Source organism: Wolbachia endosymbiont of Drosophila ananassae (assembly GCF_008033215.1).
Lineage (GTDB): Bacteria > Pseudomonadota > Alphaproteobacteria > Rickettsiales > Anaplasmataceae > Wolbachia > Wolbachia pipientis.
Window position 1 is genome coordinate 1,084,772 of the sequence record NZ_CP042904.1, and the last position, 16,075, is coordinate 1,100,846.

Here is a 16,075-nt window from a genome sequence, read left to right on the forward strand (position 1 = left end):
ATGGAAAAAATTATTGATCTGAGAAGTGACACTACAACTCTGCAGAGCTCCAACGTTATACATGCAATAAGTAATGCAACTGTTGGAGATTTTGCTTATGGTGAAGACAAAAGCTGTAATGACTTATCAGAATATTGCAAACAATTATTCAAAGTAGAAGAAGCATTATTTGCAACCAGCGGTATGCTTGCAAATAGATTAGCCATTGCCAGTCAAACAAGTCCTGGTGATGAACTAATAACTCATTATAATTATCACGTTAATTTTTTCGATAGCGCAGGCAATGCAAAAGTAAATAATATCGTATTTAATTGTATTAGAAATAATAGCGGAATCTTAGATGTTGCTGAAGTAGAATATGCTATTAATTCTAAGCCAAGGTACAAAATTTTTGCTCAGGTGAGTCTTGTTTCTATAGAAAATAGTATAAACGGGTTTAATGGTAAAATTTATCCTTTTGAAAAACAAGTCGAGTTATATCACTTTTTAAAAGCTCACAATGTAAATCTTCATTTAGACGGTGCAAGAATATTTAATGCTCATGTCGAAACAAATATTGCTTTAGCAGATTATGCTAAATATGTGGATACAATGAGCTTTTCTTTTACCAAAGGACTTGGAGCTCCTTTTGGTTCAATGCTTATGGGTAAAAGAGAGATAATTGAAAGGGCTAAAAAGCTACAGGTTTGGCTAGGTAGTGGTTATCATCAGATAGGGTATTGTGCTAATGCAGCAAAGTATGTACTACAGAACAATATTTCTAGGCTTAAAGAAGACAATAAACTCGCCAAACTGTTTGCAGACAAGATTAAGGAAATTCCACACATAAAACTGGTACTACCTTATCCAGAAACTAATATAGTAAGCTTTAGTATAAAAGCACTAAATGTAACTAATGAGGTTTTCTTGAGTAAGTGCCAAGCTTATGGTTTATTGCTTTTTCCTTGGCTCGAGTCTCATATAAGAGCAGTTACCCATCTTGGCACAAAGGAAACAGACATCATGAAAGCTGCTGAAATTATAAAGGAGGTTGTGTTAAATTTAATATGAGAGTAAAAATAGATTTCTTTAGCGATTCAAACACTGACCCTTCAGCTAAAATGAGGGAAGCGATGGCTAAAGCAAAAGTTGGAAACGAAGCTGCATGTGAAGATCCAACTGTGAACGAATTAGTGGCAACCGCATGTAAAATATTAGGTAAACCTGCAGGAATCTTTTTGATTTCAGGAACGATGTCCAATGTAATTGCTTATAAAGTACACATTCAAAGACCTGGTGATTACTTGCTGCTTGATGAAACTTCACATCCACTCATAGTACAATCTGGCTTGATCGCAGCCCAGGCACATGCTACTCCTTTGCCCATCAAAGGTACAAGAGGAATATTTACTGGAGAACAAATTGTTGAGTTTATTACTCGTCCTAGTTTAAGAAATATTCCGAGAGTTGGGCTTGTTTCTATCGAACAAACGACAAATTTTGGTGGTGGAGCTGTGTGGCCTTTAGAATATATTCAAGAGATCTCAAGTCTCTGCAAAGAGAATGACGTATTCACTCATTTAGATGGAGCAAGACTGTTCAACGCTTGTGCTCATACTAAAATATCTCCAAAGGAGTATGCAAGTTATTTTGATTCGGTATTCATTGATTTTAGTAAAGGATTAGGTGCTCCAATGGGTGCAATATTGCTTGGAAGTGAAGATTTTATTGAAAAAGCTTGGTACTATAAGTTTCAAATTGGCGGAGGTATGCACCAAGCTGGCATTATTTCAGCTGCATGTTTATATGCTCTACGTAATAATGTAAATTCTTTAGAAGAAGATCATAAAAAAATGCAGCACCTTATAGAAGGCCTAGACTCCATAGATCAAGTTATAATTGATATCGACCTGTATAAAACTAATATAGCGTATTTTTCATTACGTACTAATTGTATATCTACTCAAGAATTAATAAACGTACTAATGACAAATTATGGAATTAGAATGGCTAACATCAAAGGTAAAATCAGAGCTATAACACATAGAGATATAAGCTATGAAGATATTAATACTACTGTATCTGCTATAAGAAAGATACTAAGTAATTTTCTGCACTAATTGTTTGCAAACTTCTTGTCAAACAATATTATACCAATATAGTATTATGCTAGCATCTGCATAGAGCTATTTGGGAATAGGTGTGAACTTTGTCTTCTTTCAATATTTACTATTCTTCTGTGGATATATGCTGCTTTATTTATCAAGACAAAGTATACCAATTGCTCTACCACTGTTAATAGATACTGACCATGTAAAATTAAGCTATTTTTTTGCCTGCTTTTCTTTTTTTTATGGAGTATCAAAATTTGTTAATGGAATAATCATGGACTCCAAAAATAATCCATTATTTATGTTTGGGCTATGCAATATTGCAACTGGATTATTAACCATTGGTATAACTTTATCATATAATAATCTAACTTTATTACTGTTAACATTAATATTATTAGCTTGGACACAAGGGTTAGGTTGGCCAGCTATTACCAAGTTTATGGTTACAAACTCTAGCATCTCTTCAATTGCATCATCATGGGGAGTTATGAGCGCATCTCAGCAACTTGGTTCTTGTATTACTTTAATTGTATTACCAAGTATAATTAAAATATATAATGCAAAAAGTGCATTTTTGTACTCTGGTTTCTTATGCTTACTTTTTGGAATTTATATAATATTAAAGGCATATTACAAAGAAAGTGCCAACTTTACTACCTATTATAAGGTGCAGAAATCTCAAATAGGTATCAAGGTAACAAGTTCCATATGGTTTCTATGTTGTGCTACTTTTTGTGCTTATATTATAAAAATGGGAATCTTCTTTTGGTTTCCTATAATTTTAAAGAATAAATTACAAATTTCTCTTGTACAATCCTCACTAATAACAGGCGTATATGATTTAGGTGGAATCCTTGGAACTTTAATAACAGGAAGAATTAGTGATATGTACTTCTTTCAAAATAGAAGCTTGCTGGCATCACTTTATATGTTGGGTATAGCACTCACTTTTATTGCAATGAACTTTGGTCAAAACATAATTCTTATGAACCTTTGTGCAATCTTATCAGGATTCTTTATATTTGGAGTGCAAGTACTGACAGGTGTTATAGCTGTAGAAATTGCTCCACAAAATAATGTATGTGCAATTGTAAGCTTAACAGGATTATTTGGGTATATTGCAAGTTCAATATTTTCATGCGTGCTCTTAGGAGTACTTGTTAAGCACTGTGGTAACAGTATTATGTTTTCATTTTTTTCCATTTGCTCTGTTGTTGCACTCGTTTGCTTTTCCATACTATCAAGCAAAGATCTAAAAAAACTAAGTAAAGCGGTGTAAAAAAAATTTCTCAACAGTTAAACTTTGTAGATAGATTTTTTACCCAAGGAATAAACATGGTAACCATATCTTAGTAATAGCTCGCTATCTAATAAATTACGGAAATCAAAAACATTAGGTGCAGCCATAATACTCTTTAAACTTGCAAAATCTTGATTTTTAAATTCTTTCCACTCCGTTAACAATAACAAGGCTTCCGCGTCCCTTGCAGCCCCTATAGCATTGTCCGCGTATTCTATATCCTTTAGAACTTGCCTAGCATTATCCATCCCCATTGGGTCATATGCAGTAATTTTAGCCTTGTTATTCACTAACAATTGTGCAATATCTATAGCTGGGCTATTTCTTACATCATCAGTACCAGACTTAAAAGTTAGCCCCCATATTGCTATTTTTTTATTTTGGACTCCATTTAATACATATTCTACCTTTTTAGCAATGTTTGTTATATGATTATAGTTAGATTCCTTAACTGAATTTAAAATTTGTAGCTTGACATTGTGATCTTCAGCAAGCCTTATTAAAGCTGACAAATCTTTAGGAAAACATGATCCTCCAAATCCTGGACCAGCTTTGAGAAATTCCTTACCTATTCTATGGTCCATTCCCATACTGTTAGCTAAAAGGTCAATGTCTGCTCCTAATAGCTCACATAAACCTGCCATCTCATTGATAAAAGCAACCTTTGTTGCTAGAAAAGCATTAGAAGCATATTTAATCATTTCAGCAGTAACTGTATCAGTGACTATTAACGGAATATTCTTATCTATAAATGATCTATATATAACTTCTAGTTTTGCTCTAGCTAGCTTAGTTTTTACTCCTATTATTATCCTATCTGGGTATAAAAAATCTGATACTGCAGAGCCTTGCTTGAGAAACTCTGGATTAACCCCCAAATCAAAGTTATAGCCCTTATTAGATAAATAATTATATATATTTTCTGCAGTACCAGGAGGAACAGTTGACTTTATCACTATTAAGCAATCTTGATTAACTCTCTCAGAAACTTCACTTACTGCATTATATACATTCTGTAAATTTGCATTTCCTAGGGAGTCTGATGGAGTATCTACAGTTACAAACACTACTTCTGTGTTGGGATTTATTTGAGAATACGAATCGAAGAATCTTATCCTTTGTAACTTTATATTATTCTCTAAATAGTCTGCTAATCCAGGCTCATATATAGGAATTTTTCCTAATTTCAATAACTCAATCTTCTTAGTATTTATGTCAATGCAATCAACGTTATGACCCTGCTCTGATAACATTGCACAAGATACTAAACCTACATACCCTATTCCTATAATGGTTATATACATCTTGTCATCACCTTAAAAATATCCTAATGTAGCTCAACTGCTTAAACATTTAAAAAGAACATCATTAACAATTAGAGTCATAAATTTTTACTCTAGCGTTGCATACATTATTTTTCTTAATTACTTTACTTTCTGAATAAACTATAAACAAAGTCGATGGTATTAATATTAAAATACCATACAAAGCACTTTTATCAGGCAACTCATTAAACATAACATATGTTACTATTGCAGAAATTATTAGCTCTATGTATCTATATGGTGCAAGTGCAGTAGCATCTGCAAGAGTAAAAGCTTTTAATGTGAAGAACAGAATTAGATTTGAATTAATTCCCAAAATCAGTAGTAATACTAATTCTAACAAGGAAGGCAAATGCCAATAAAACAGCAAAGGCACAGTGGAAAAAATAGTTGTTGTTAGAGCTGAATAAAATAACATACTTATTACGGACTCTTTTATTGCGAGTTTCTTATTAAGTATGTCTAATATAGCAAAGATTAATGTAGATACAATAAAAATAAGAATTTTAGGATTAAAGTCTTCACTATAAGCTTTGGTAGTAATAGCAATACCAACAAAGCCAATAACAGTTACTGACCATCTTTGCCAAATTATATTTTCATTTAGTAAAGGGATTGCAAGAAGTATAACAAATAATGGTATAGAAAAACTTATAATTGTTGCAGTTACTATGGGAAAAATAGCTAACCCATAGGTCCACAAGGTTATTCCAACAAATAACAATACTCCTCTAGTTATCTGAATAGATATTTGACTTGTTTTAAAAGCTTCTCTTCCATAGTAAAGCATAAAAGGTACAAGGGTAATAGTGCTAAATAAAAAGCGGAAAAAGATTACTTCAAAACTTTGGAGATGTAAACTTAGATATTTTGATATAGTATCATTAGCTACACTACTAAGTAAACTGAGTATAAACCAGGTAACTCCAAGCAAATAAGCTCTTAATCTGTGATCCATAAAACTCCCAATTTAATATTTTATGAGATAACTTTACTATAAAAAAGATCAATACTAGACAAGTTTTCCTCTATCTACTGTTTAACCATATTCATAAATATTTAGTAGAAATGATTTGAGAAGTATTATATAAAGTGCAGCTTTATTGTATAATTTTAATAAACAGAAATGCTAACTGATTTTTTTGTAATATATGATAATACTTGCGAATACTATCACATTATCAGGAAAAGTAATCGGGAGTACTGACGGCTGTGGCAATTTTACCAACTAGCTTCTCTGCTAGCATTAGCAATATGTGTTTTCAGTGTTAGCTGTGAAGACGTTAAAGAAAGTTATCAAACAAGCAAATTAGCAGCAAAACTTTACGAAAATGCTTCAGTTGAGTCAGCTAAACAAATTTTCAGAATAGATGTATTAAATACGTAACCATCTTTACTTATATCTTAATATAATGTTTCTCAGTACCGTCTTTAACACAATTCAATTTTCACACTCATCAGCAGTTAGGCCACTTGCTCGCACAATAATATCAATTGCAACACCTGCCTTTGCTAGATTTTTCGCAACCCTGATTTTCTCTGCTTTTTTAACTTTTTCCTTGCCGCTTTTCATATCTTCAGATAGAGATTTGACTAACGCATCTAATGATTCCGGTTCTCTGTACTCGTTTATTAAACTCAATAGCTTTTTACTTTCTCTCGTTTCAGGTAGCAAGACTTTAATATTTACTGATAATGCTCCTGCTATTTCATATAATTTATCAAATAGTATGGTAGTATAACCTCTTTCATATTCATGTATTTCCTTGAGTGTTACGCCAACTTTATCCGCTAAATCTTTTTGAGTATACCTTCTTATTAACCTCCATTCTCTTATTCTTTGCCCTATTCTGTAATATATAGAATCAGTGCAGATTTCTCTCTCTGTATTATCATACTCGTAAATAGATAAGCCGGTTGCCTGGGAAATTATGTCAACTGAAACTCCTTCTTTCACTAGATTTTTTGCTATTTCCAACCTTGCCTCTTCTTGATTAATTTTTTCGCTAATATGAACAAACCTGACTAATGAAGGTACTATTTTGCCTAACTTTTGATTCTCATATATTTTCGTTAGATAGAGTATTTCCTCGTCTTCATAGCTGTCTTCCCTTACTATTACTGGTTCGGGTAATAAATCTATAGCATTAACTGACAATACTCTTGCTATTACATATAGTACTTCAATTGGAATAGGAATATACCCATTTTCATAGCTGTTTACTTCTTGGTATGTTAAACCTATTTCACTTGCCAATTCTACTTGAGTATGCCCTCGCATTAACCTGCTATCTTCTATTTTTTGTCCTATTTTGTAGCTTATAGAACTAATATCGCTTACAGAAACAAACATATATACCTTACTTAGAAATAAATTTTCATGCAATTTGATCAACGGATAAACCGATTATTTGCAAAATAATATCAATAGAAATTCCCCCTTTTACTAAATCCTTTGCAACTTTAATCCTTTCTATCTCTCTCACTTTCTCCTCACAAATCCGTATCCCTTCAAACAAAGACTTTATTAGTGCATGCCGTAGTTCTTGGCTCTCAATTTCTTTGTATTCTTTAATCAAATCAGGTAGCTCATTTTTCACTTTACTCCCTTCCTCTATTAGTAGATCCGTAATATTAATCGATAATGCTTCTGCCATTTCATATAATTTATCAAGTGGAACAGCAGTCCTTCCTTGCTCATAGTTGCTTATTTCGTCACGTGTTGTACTCATTTTTTCTACTAAATCTTTTTGAGTATACTCTCTCACTAGCCTCCATTCTTTTATCTTCTTTCCTATTTGGCAGTAAATAGAACCTCCTTTTTCTTCAACGCATTCATCAGCAGAGAGGCCAATTGTTTTTGCAACAATATCAACAGAAACTCCTGCTTTAACCAAACCTTTTGCAATCTTTATTTTCTCTGCTTTTTTACTACTTTTTTCACTAACTTGGACAAAATTGGTTAGTAAACAAAACATCTTACGTAACTCCTGGTCATTAATCTTTTTATATTCTCTTACTAGATTTAAGATTTCTTCTCCCTCATCTTCAAGACAGCTTTTTGATATAGGAATTAGATCCGTAATACTGATTGATAGTGCCTCAGTTATAGCATATAACCTTTCAATTGAAATTCTACGATTCCCTTTTTCATATTGAAGTATTACCCAGTACTTTACACCAAGTTTCTCTGCTAAATCTTTCTGAGTATACCCTCTCTCTAACCTCCAACTTTTTAATTTTTCTCCCACTTTATAATCTAGACTTTTTTCCACAAAAAGAACCATACATATAATATTTTATACTATAGCTCAAAGGCTCCAGATATAATAGCCAGACTCTGGAACCTTTAAATTGATGAATTAAAGTGCCCTACAAGTTTCTTTACTATTTTCACGTACTTTGTCTGCCCATGAAAACAATTTTTCACTTACTTCCTTCTGCTTTTCACTCCATATGCCGCACCTAGTGAAATTACCTCTTTCTACCACTTTCTTAAGTTTCACTCCCCCAAAAAGGCAATTTTTTCCAATTTCTTCTCCTCTTTTTTGTAATTCAGCCCACATTTCCTTATCCGCTACTTTTACTTGTACCTGACTGCAGTTTTTTACGTCCTGGTACAATACAATATTTAGCTTACCAAGGCTTGTAGGAAATTCTAACACAACGGAGCTACCATCTGATACATCAACGTAATTTCTTGCACCTCCTTCCTCCCTTCTGATCTCAACTGCATTATTACCCATTTTTAAAATGTTACTCCCTAACTCTCTCAGTATTTTGGCTACCTCTACCTTGCTATTCCCAGAAAACTCTATGTACGATGTTGTATTATCTATCTCAACATCTATTAATTCTCCTTCTTGCACAGCACTTTCGCCAGCTTTCTCTAGTTCTTCTAGTCTCTCATCTATCTGTGGCTGAACTTCTGGTTGTAGCTCATTATAGATTTCACCTATCAGTTTATTCTGTAGTAGAGTATCATGAAACTCTGCACCACTTAGCATTAGCTTACGCATTATCTTTTTTCGATCACTTTTTTCTAATCTGTGAAAGTGTGTGCCCAATATCATGTATTCTGCGAAGCTCCACTCCCCATCATTACATGCATTTACTCTTGCTCCAGAGGCTAATACTTGCTCTATAACTTTATGCAATGCATTTACGTTTTTTGTCTCTACTACAGCACTCTTAAACCAGCTCAACTTTTCACTTTCGCTTGCACTTGGTTTTATTTTTTGCAAATTTGAAGCAAATGGATTTAAATCTTCTGCTTGATCATTTAAAGGTTTTGTGCCATAAACATAGTCAAGGCTTTTCCCGTAGTTGATTTTGTTTTCGCGAATGTTTCTGCTAGGGGAGGCCTCCCGGTTTATCTCCTTCTGGTTATTAATTTTACTCACAAATTTAGACTGCTTTATATCAACGCCTTCAAGAGCACCAAATATTTTCTTGTGATTAACATTAGTCTTTTTATTCCGATCTTTACTAGTCATATAAACCTCATATTAAAAATACTTTTTAAGCGTACAATAAACTTTATACATCTTACTACTCATTATAAATTATAATGAGTAGATTTGCAAATACTTTCTACTATAACAATCCATTTTCTCGAAAGCTGAAATAGCCTCCACTTGTGATGATAATATGGTCAAACAATTTTACGCTTACAGTACTACATGCTGCTGCTAAGCTCTTCGTTACTGCTTGATCTTCTTCTGATGGCTCTAAGCTCCCTCCAGGATGGTTATGTGACATTATTATTGATGTTGCATTTTTCATTAATGCCTTTCTTGTAATTTCCTTTATGTATACTGGTGCTTTTTCCATTTCACCAATATAGGATTCTTCTCCAATTAGTTGACGCCTTTTATTCAAGTACAGTATTTTTACACATTCCCTTTCTGAGTGGCCTATACTTACGTTTAAGTACTCTACTATCCCTTGTAAGTCCATGATTGGCTCACTCTTAAGCTTTTCTTTCAGTACCCTTTCTAGTGTTTCCTTAACACACATAATCATTGCTACTGCAGAATCAGTTACTCCTTCTATAACTTTCAGGTCATCCATTTCTCTACCTAAAATCCTTCCTACTCCTGTATAAGTATTCACCAAATTTTTAGCAATTTCTTGAGCCTGTGGGCTTTCATGTACTGCACTTAGAAACGTTTCCATTATTTCACGATCAAGTAGTGCTTTGCCTTTGCTTTCTAATATTCTGAATTCGATTTCTTCTTTACTTTTATTCATATAATTTACCTTTCACTAACAACAAACTTTTTTTAGATATTTACTGCTGTTTTTTATCAGCATTGGCATAAAGCCATAGCTTTCGAGTGAAGTCAAATCAATTTCTCAATCTTTTTTACTTATTTTTTCATCTAAGAGTAAAGATATTAATATATACTGATTTTTTATTTTAAATCTGTTGAATTTCGCCTAAAGAGAGGCCTGTTATTTGCAAAATAATATCGGTAGAAATTCCTCCTTTCACTAAATCCTTTGCAATTTTCATCTTTTCTGCTCTTTTCACTTTTTCTTCGCAAATTTGTATGCTTTCAAACAGAGATTTTATTAGCGCATAGCGTAATTCTTGACTCTCAATTTTTTTGTATTCTTTTATTAAATCAGGTAGCTCACTTTCTACTATCTCATCTTCCTCTATGAGCAGATCTGTAATGCTAATTGATAATGTTTCTGCTATTGCATATAATTTTTCCAGTGGAATGGCCACACGTCCTTGCTCATAGTTGCTTATTTCATCACGTGTTGTATCCATTTTCTCAGCCAAATCCTTTTGAGTATACTCTCTCACTAGCCTCCATTCTTTTATCTTTTTTCCTATTTGGTAGTAGATAGAACCTGTTTTTTCTTCAACACACTCATTAGCAGAGAGGCCAATTGCTTGTGAAACAATATCAACAGAAATTCCTGCTTTAACCATACCCTTTGCAATTTTTACCTTCTCTGCTTTTTTACTACTTTTCTCACCAACTCGGGTAAATTTTGTTAGCAAGTAAAACACCTTGCGCAACTCTTGATCATTAATCGTTTTATATTTTCTTACTAGATTTAATATTTCCTCTTCTTCGTTTTTAAGGCAAATTTTTTCACTTGATACAGGAATAAGATCTATGATGCCAACCGATAACACTTCTGCTATAGCATACAATTTCTCAATCGAAATTTTACGTGTTCCTTTTTCATATTGTAGTACTACTTGATACGTTACGCCAATTTTTCCCGCTAAATCTTTTTGAGTATAACCTCGCTTTAACCTCCAGCTCCTTACTTTTTGTGCTATTTTGTACCTTATCGAGATATTTGCCATAAATATTATACAGGTTAATACTACCAAATAAAGATATACAAAAGGGATGCTTCTTTCTATGTTTGAATTTTAGTTGAATATTTCTTCACAATTGTGTATAATTATTAATGCTTTTTAAGTGGATTTCCTATGGCTCTTTCGAAGTTTCTCGATCCCAAGAATGATATATCGTTCAAGCGCATCTTTGGTACTGAAAAAAATAAAGATATCCTTATTCACTTTCTTAATGATATTCTCGGCTTTGCTGGAACAAATGCAATACAGGATATAGAGTTTTTAAGTACTATTCAAGATCCTGATATTGCTTCTAAAAAACAAAGCATTGTTGATGTTCTTTGTAGAGATAAAAATGGGCTGCAAGTGATAGTCGAAATGGTGCGACCTGAAAGCCTTCGGTCATATTGTTTAAAAGGAGAGGAATTCATTCAGAAAGAAACTGAAAGGATTCTAAAGCTTATTGAACCAGATGTTTTGCCATCTGAGTCTACGCATCAGTGCGAATTGGGTAACCAGTTGGTGCCGAGCGACGCGGACAATGAACCTCCTCTTGATAAAGAAGATGCTCAATCGTGAGAGAAAGCATAAACTACAAGCATCATGTGGTTGGAGGGCTAGGCTTAGTGGTATGGTGAACGTAAGTGAAGCTTCATAAGTATCGTAACGATTAAAGAGCTAAAGATGCTGATAAGCTCCGACCAAAAGGTAATGTGGATGAGTTACATTTTTCATTTCTGGATGTACGCAAATAATAATTCCACCGGTATAGAGAAGCCACCTAACCCACTATTGTATGACAAAAGGAACAGGATAAGCCTGTATTTTCGCCTATATGGCAGGCAACCCGCAAGGAATGCTGATGGATGTGCAGGTAAAGGATAATGGAGAAAGCGAATGCCATTTTGTAACGAAATGGATAGAATTTGTAACATTAATTCGCGTGAAAACGAGCAGACTTCCATTTGGTCCCTCATGACAAGAAACTTTGTTAACCACTTAAGGTAGGAAAGCAGATGATTACAAGTACAACTGTAAGTGCACCTACCAATAACTCCGAAGCATGGAACCAGTTACCCTGGAAGAAATGCCAAAAAGTTGTTATGAGGCTACAGAGGCGTATTGTTAAGGCTGTCCAACAAGGCAGATGGGGTAAGGTGAAAACTTTACAACACCTTCTCACACGCTCTTTTAGCGGCAAAGCTTTGGCGGTTAAGAGAGTAACTGAAAACCAAGGAAAAAACACAGCAGGTGTAGATCGTCAAATATGGTCAACTTGCAACACAAAATTTCAAGGAATAAAGCTATTAAAACAAAGAGGATACAAACCTTCTCCGCTAAAACGGATATACATCAGTAAGTCTAATGGCAAAAGAAGACCTCTTGGAATCCCTACGATAAAAGATAGAGCCATGCAAGCATTATACTTGTTTGCTTTGGAACCGATAGCTGAAACGATCAGTGATCGTCACTCTTATGGTTTTAGACCAAAAAGATCCTGCGCAGACGCTACTGTGGCTTGTCACTTGTTACTGGCAAGCCGTAACCAACTACAATGGATACTCGAAGGTGATATTAAAGGGTGTTTTGATAACATTAACCATGAATGGCTCATGAAGCATATTCCTATGGAGAAGAAAATTCTTCATAGCTGGTTAAAAGCTGGCTTCCTAGAATCAAAAACTCTGTATTCCACAACTGCAGGTACCCCACAAGGTAGTATCATCTCTCCAATACTAGCAAATCTAGCCCTAAATGGACTTGAAAAATCATTGGAAAGTCAATTTGGTAAACTTGGCAGTAAAAGAAGAAGCAAAATCAGAAGTGGAGTAAATGTAATCAGGTACGCAGATGACTTTATCATTTCAGGAATCACACGTGAAGTACTGGAAAATGAAGTAAAACCTCTAGTATCGTCCTTTCTTCAGGAGAGAGGTCTTATCCTTTCCGAAGAGAAAACAAAAATTACATCTATTACAACAGGGTTTGACTTTCTTGGTTGTAATGTACGCAGGTATAATAAGAAGTTAATTATAAAACCTTCAAAAGAAAGTATTAAGAAACTTCTTAATAAAGCACGTACATTGATAAAGGCAAACATAGCGAACACTCAGGCCGTACTAATCAAGTTGCTCAATTCCCTATTAAGGGGATGGGGAAATTACTACAGCCATGTGTGTGCGAAAAGAGCTTTTAACAAAATAGACCATGAAATTATGTGTGCTCTATGGAAATGGGCAAAGAAAAGACATCCTCGTAAAGGATTACGTTGGATAAAGAATCGTTACTTCAAGGTAATGAAACAACGCCAATGGGTCTTTGCTGCACCCATATGCAAGAACAAACCGAAAGAGATAAGGTATTTAAGACTGCTTAGGTTGATTGATATACCTATCAGACGACATGTTAAAATCAGGGCGGATGCAAATCCACTTGACTTAAAATGGAAAAAGTATTTTGATGAAAGAGTGAAACAAACAAAAATGTTAGCAAGCTCTTTCTCAAGAGAAGGTTCTCTACTGTTGGTGTCACCATTAAGAATGATGTTTTCTGAGGAATCATGAAGGACAAGCCGGTTCGAGAAAAGAAGGACTTAGATAAGGGGCTCAAGCGTAGTGTGGGGAAACCTGCATGCTGCGTTTCTAAGGGAGGGAGTAGTAGCAATACTACTTCCTTACCTAACCAGCTCGCTAGAGACAAGGGCTTTGAAAAGCGCGCACAACTCTATGCTGCTAAAGCCTACTCAAGACAATTAGATAAATCTGGCAACTACATTGATTTAAAGAAAGTCTTCTTTATTGCTATATCAAATTGTAACTTACTTCCTGAAGAAGTTGATTATATTTCTACTCACAATATACGTGATATAAAAACTAACGGCCATTACTTAAAAGATTTTCAGTTTGTCTTTATTGAGTTGCCTAAATTCGCAAAAAATAAAGTAGAGCAGTTAGAAAGTATAGTAGAAAGGTGGTGTTTCTTTTTTAAATACGCAGAAGAAACAACAGAAGAGGACTTAAAAGAGATAGCAGAAAAAGCGCCAATAATAAAGCTAGCATATGATGAATTAGACAAGTTTCGTTGGAACGAAAAAGATTTAGTAGCTTACGAAGAAAGGATAATGGATCTACGGAAAGAAGAAGCCATTCTTGAATACAGACTTGATCTTGCTACTGAAAAAGGCAAAAAAATTGGTAAAGAGGAAGGGAAAATTGAAGTCGCAAAAGCAATGCTGGCTAATAATGTTGATGTCAACACTATTGTCAAGTTTACTGGCCTTTCTATTAGTGAGATTGAAGAATTAAGTGGAAATCTGTGAACGGTTACGTTTATTTTTTATCCTTATCATCAAGTGTAAATAAGGTTATTGTAGAGATTAAGCCTATTATAACTATTATTAACGAAAATGGGGCAGCTTCTCTATAGCGCTCATCGCTTACAAGTTCATATATTCTAGTTGATATAGTTTCAAAATTAAATGGTCTTATAATAAGTGTTGCTGTGAGCTCTTTGATAGTATCCATAAATACGAGCAAAAATCCCGATAATATACTCTTCTTGATGAGAGGGATATGAACATTCAAACATGTGGAAATAGGTCCATGACCCATAGTATATGCAGTCCACTCAATTTCATTTGGTGTTTTTTTGAGCCCTGACTCTACCGCCTTGAAAGATATAGCAAAAAAACGAAATAAATATGAGTAAACTAATGCGCCAATAGTTCCTACCAAGCTAATTTCCACAATATATTGAGTAATGAAAGAGGATATTCTGCTTAAAAATATTATTATGCTAATTGCGATAATTGCATTTGGAATTGCGTAGCCTAAAGAAATGAGACGTGCTACATTATTGATTACCTTATTTTTACGCGCCGTATATCCAATCATTATTGCAATGCTAATTGAGATTAGTGCGGTAATAACTGATAAACTAATGCTATTTGCTATTATGTTATAGAATCTTGCTTCGTATATGAACAACCCCTTCTCTATGCTCCAATATATGAGCGGAATCATTGGCAAAATAAAACCTATTAATATCGGCAATACACACATAAGATAAGCAAAGATCAACGGTATAGCGCCACTTATACTCCGTTTATTGTGATAATCTGAATTGGTATTGATTGAAGAGTAAGATATTCCTTTTTTTTGTAGTTTTTTTTCGATAGCTATTAGTATCACAACGAAAATTAATTCTGCAACTGCTAAAACAGTAGTTGAATATTTGTCATGCAGTAAAAACCAGGTGCGATATATTCCTGTCGTAAAAGTATCGATAGCAAGAAACTGTGGTGTGCCGAAATCTGTAATTACTTCCATTAGTACCAAAGACAACCCAGCTATAATTGATGGGCGTATGGAGGGTATGATGACAGAAAACAGGCTCTTCAATGAGGAGAACCCAAGTGTTGACGCAATAGTGACTGAGTTACTAACATTCTTTAGACTTGAGCGGACTAACATATAAACGTATGGATATAGGCTGAATCCCATTACTAATATTCCACCACCTAGGGATTTTATTTCAGGAAACCAATAGTCACCTTTGCTCCAATCTAAAATGTCTCTTAATAAGCTCTGCACCGGACCTGAAAACTCTAGCGTATTTACATAGACGAACGCTACTATATATCCAGGAATCGATATCGGAAAGAACAAAGCAATCTCAAAAATTTTACTTCCAGGAAATGAAAAAAATGTGGTGAGCCAAGCTGGAATTACTCCAAATATGAAAGATATTCCCCCTACTCCTACCATCAAAATTAACGTACTCAGTATATATTCAGGAAAAAGTGTACTGATTACCCATTCGGAATTCGCTGAATCTGTAAATAAGATTGATATTAACGATAGTATAGGACAGACGAATAATATACTTACTAAAAATAAGAATATATTTTTAAATACTCTTAAAAACATTAATTTGAATCTATATTTTATATTAAAATGTTATATGTAAAAACTGAAGATATCCAGTAATTAACAGCCGTACTATTGAATATCTTTATAATTTTGTATAT

Annotated in this window: 14 protein-coding genes and 1 pseudogene; 7 read left to right on the forward strand and 8 right to left on the reverse strand. The window is 34.0% G+C overall.

Annotation, left to right across the window (positions count from 1 at the left end; translation table 11 throughout):
* The 3 genes from EA652_RS05280 to EA652_RS05290 all read left to right on the forward strand — a co-directional run bounded on the left by EA652_RS05280 (window position 1) and on the right by EA652_RS05290 (window position 3,372).
* The gene (locus EA652_RS05280) at window positions 1-1,050 is read left to right on the forward strand and encodes a threonine aldolase family protein (RefSeq protein WP_006280069.1); all 1,050 of its coding nucleotides are present in this window, start codon (window positions 1-3) and stop codon (window positions 1,048-1,050) included.
* The gene (locus EA652_RS05285; protein WP_006280070.1) at window positions 1,047-2,099 is read left to right on the forward strand and encodes a threonine aldolase family protein; all 1,053 of its coding nucleotides are present in this window, start codon (window positions 1,047-1,049) and stop codon (window positions 2,097-2,099) included. The genes EA652_RS05280 and EA652_RS05285 overlap by 4 nt, the downstream gene beginning before the upstream one ends.
* 127 nt (window positions 2,100-2,226) lie before the next feature.
* Window positions 2,227-3,372 (forward strand): MFS transporter, encoded by a 1,146-nt coding sequence (locus EA652_RS05290; protein ID WP_006280071.1) that lies wholly within the window; start codon window positions 2,227-2,229, stop codon window positions 3,370-3,372.
* Window positions 3,373-3,389: 17 nt separating this feature from the next.
* Here EA652_RS05290 and EA652_RS05295 read toward each other — a convergent pair whose 3' ends face one another.
* The 7 genes from EA652_RS05295 to wmk (EA652_RS05325) all read right to left on the reverse strand — a co-directional run bounded on the left by EA652_RS05295 (window position 3,390) and on the right by wmk (EA652_RS05325) (window position 11,052).
* The gene (locus EA652_RS05295) at window positions 3,390-4,697 is read right to left on the reverse strand and encodes a UDP-glucose dehydrogenase family protein (RefSeq protein ID WP_006280072.1); all 1,308 of its coding nucleotides are present in this window, start codon (window positions 4,695-4,697) and stop codon (window positions 3,390-3,392) included.
* A 64-nt stretch (window positions 4,698-4,761) separates the two neighbouring features.
* On the reverse strand, window positions 4,762-5,676 hold the full coding sequence (locus tag EA652_RS05300; RefSeq protein ID WP_006280073.1) for a DMT family transporter: 915 nt from the start codon (window positions 5,674-5,676) through the stop codon (window positions 4,762-4,764).
* A 483-nt stretch (window positions 5,677-6,159) separates the two neighbouring features.
* Window positions 6,160-7,071, reverse strand: coding sequence for a WO male-killing family protein Wmk (gene wmk, locus EA652_RS05305; RefSeq protein ID WP_010962716.1), 912 nt, complete (start codon window positions 7,069-7,071; stop codon window positions 6,160-6,162).
* A gap of 25 nt (window positions 7,072-7,096) precedes the next feature.
* The gene (wmk, locus tag EA652_RS05310) at window positions 7,097-8,005 is read right to left on the reverse strand and encodes a WO male-killing family protein Wmk (protein WP_006280075.1); all 909 of its coding nucleotides are present in this window, start codon (window positions 8,003-8,005) and stop codon (window positions 7,097-7,099) included.
* A 75-nt stretch (window positions 8,006-8,080) separates the two neighbouring features.
* Window positions 8,081-9,214 carry a hypothetical protein gene (locus EA652_RS05315; protein ID WP_007549714.1) on the reverse strand — a complete coding sequence of 378 codons (1,134 nt, stop codon included), beginning with the start codon at window positions 9,212-9,214 and terminating at the stop codon, window positions 8,081-8,083.
* A 100-nt stretch (window positions 9,215-9,314) separates the two neighbouring features.
* A complete protein-coding gene (locus tag EA652_RS05320; RefSeq protein WP_006280787.1) occupies window positions 9,315-9,971 on the reverse strand; it encodes a JAB domain-containing protein in 657 nt (218 codons plus the stop codon).
* 169 nt (window positions 9,972-10,140) lie between these two features.
* Window positions 10,141-11,052, reverse strand: a complete 912-nt coding sequence (wmk, locus tag EA652_RS05325; RefSeq protein ID WP_010962718.1) for a WO male-killing family protein Wmk — start codon at window positions 11,050-11,052, stop codon at window positions 10,141-10,143.
* Between the two features lie 129 nt (window positions 11,053-11,181).
* Between wmk (EA652_RS05325) and EA652_RS07490 the strand changes: the two are divergent.
* The 4 genes and pseudogenes from EA652_RS07490 to EA652_RS05345 all read left to right on the forward strand — a co-directional run.
* A pseudogene (locus EA652_RS07490) lies at window positions 11,182-11,427 on the forward strand (PD-(D/E)XK nuclease family transposase); the annotation flags it as partial.
* Window positions 11,428-11,881: 454 nt separating this feature from the next.
* A complete protein-coding gene (locus EA652_RS07055) occupies window positions 11,882-12,025 on the forward strand; it encodes a hypothetical protein (RefSeq protein ID WP_173862902.1) in 144 nt (47 codons plus the stop codon).
* A 37-nt stretch (window positions 12,026-12,062) separates the two neighbouring features.
* On the forward strand, window positions 12,063-13,610 hold the full coding sequence (ltrA, locus tag EA652_RS05340) for a group II intron reverse transcriptase/maturase (protein WP_006280223.1): 1,548 nt from the start codon (window positions 12,063-12,065) through the stop codon (window positions 13,608-13,610).
* Window positions 13,607-14,365 (forward strand): Rpn family recombination-promoting nuclease/putative transposase, encoded by a 759-nt coding sequence (locus EA652_RS05345; protein WP_012673340.1) that lies wholly within the window; start codon window positions 13,607-13,609, stop codon window positions 14,363-14,365. Before ltrA ends, EA652_RS05345 begins: the two co-directional genes overlap by 4 nt.
* 10 nt (window positions 14,366-14,375) lie before the next feature.
* Here EA652_RS05345 and EA652_RS05350 read toward each other — a convergent pair whose 3' ends face one another.
* The gene (locus EA652_RS05350) at window positions 14,376-15,974 is read right to left on the reverse strand and encodes an ABC transporter permease (protein ID WP_012673341.1); all 1,599 of its coding nucleotides are present in this window, start codon (window positions 15,972-15,974) and stop codon (window positions 14,376-14,378) included.
* Between the last annotated feature and the right edge of the window lie 101 nt (window positions 15,975-16,075).

Coding starts and splice junctions, on each gene's coding strand:
- EA652_RS07055 (WP_173862902.1), top strand. CDS start 11,882: ATGGCAGGCAACCCGCAAGGAATGCTGATGGATGTGCAGGTAAAGGAT.
- EA652_RS05315 (WP_007549714.1), bottom strand. CDS start 9,214: ATGACTAGTAAAGATCGGAATAAAAAGACTAATGTTAATCACAAGAAA.
- EA652_RS05285 (WP_006280070.1), top strand. CDS start 1,047: ATGAGAGTAAAAATAGATTTCTTTAGCGATTCAAACACTGACCCTTCA.
- EA652_RS05320 (WP_006280787.1), bottom strand. CDS start 9,971: ATGAATAAAAGTAAAGAAGAAATCGAATTCAGAATATTAGAAAGCAAA.
- EA652_RS05280 (WP_006280069.1), top strand. CDS start 1: ATGGAAAAAATTATTGATCTGAGAAGTGACACTACAACTCTGCAGAGC.
- ltrA (WP_006280223.1), top strand. CDS start 12,063: ATGATTACAAGTACAACTGTAAGTGCACCTACCAATAACTCCGAAGCA.
- EA652_RS05350 (WP_012673341.1), bottom strand. CDS start 15,974: ATGTTTTTAAGAGTATTTAAAAATATATTCTTATTTTTAGTAAGTATA.
- EA652_RS05345 (WP_012673340.1), top strand. CDS start 13,607: ATGAAGGACAAGCCGGTTCGAGAAAAGAAGGACTTAGATAAGGGGCTC.
- EA652_RS05300 (WP_006280073.1), bottom strand. CDS start 5,676: ATGGATCACAGATTAAGAGCTTATTTGCTTGGAGTTACCTGGTTTATA.
- EA652_RS05295 (WP_006280072.1), bottom strand. CDS start 4,697: ATGTATATAACCATTATAGGAATAGGGTATGTAGGTTTAGTATCTTGT.
- wmk (WP_010962716.1), bottom strand. CDS start 7,071: ATGTTTGTTTCTGTAAGCGATATTAGTTCTATAAGCTACAAAATAGGA.
- wmk (WP_010962718.1), bottom strand. CDS start 11,052: ATGGCAAATATCTCGATAAGGTACAAAATAGCACAAAAAGTAAGGAGC.
- EA652_RS05290 (WP_006280071.1), top strand. CDS start 2,227: ATGCTGCTTTATTTATCAAGACAAAGTATACCAATTGCTCTACCACTG.
- wmk (WP_006280075.1), bottom strand. CDS start 8,005: ATGGTTCTTTTTGTGGAAAAAAGTCTAGATTATAAAGTGGGAGAAAAA.